The following is a 697-nucleotide window of genomic DNA, read 5'->3' on the forward strand; positions in this document are numbered from 1 at the left end:
GTGCCAGCTGGTGTGCAGTGTAGTCATTCTACATAAACAGCGGATGGCGCTGCTGGGCGGAACAACGGATCAGCCCTCCAGGTTGAGCCCTGACAGCGCTAACAGGCCCTAATCAAACAATCCCTTGAACCATTTCTTGATGCCCTTGCCGGACTGTTTCACGCTGCCGCAGCCATCAGTGTCTTCAGGAATGGACGCTTCCATCATCGGGAAGCGACGGGCGTCGCCACAACCTTCGGCACTGACACGCTGACCATCCGGGTTCATCCATACCCACTCTACGCCGTTAGGTGGGGTCTGCGACAGGCTGCGCTGGGGCAGCTTGCCCATCAACCTCGCCCACACTGGCAAAGCGCCGCTGGATCCAGTGATACCCGCCCCGGCATTATCATCACGACCCACCCACACGACCGCCAGGTGATTGGCCGAGAACCCGGCGAACCAGGCATCGCGGAAATCGTCACTGGTGCCGGTCTTGCCTGCCACCTTCAAATCTTTTGGCAAGTAGGCCCGTGCAGAACGGGCGGTGCCCTTTTCAACGACCTGTTGCATGGCCCACTGGGTCAGGAAGGCTGGCCCCGCCTCCACCACTTCGTCGGTGCTGACCGGGTAACGGGCCAACGGTTTGCCCTCTTTGTCCAACACATCGGTAATGGAGCGCAAACGGGTACTGAACCCGCCAGTGGCCAGCGGCTGG

Annotated in this window: 1 pseudogene; it reads right to left on the minus strand. The window is 60.5% G+C overall.

Features of this window, described 5'->3' with window-relative positions:
* Positions 1-108 precede the first annotated feature (108 nt).
* A pseudogene (locus A15D_RS17090) lies at positions 109-697 on the minus strand (penicillin-binding transpeptidase domain-containing protein); the annotation flags it as partial.

It is taken from the genome of Alcanivorax sp. MD8A (assembly GCF_002888555.1).
Taxonomy (GTDB): domain Bacteria; phylum Pseudomonadota; class Gammaproteobacteria; order Pseudomonadales; family Alcanivoracaceae; genus Alcanivorax.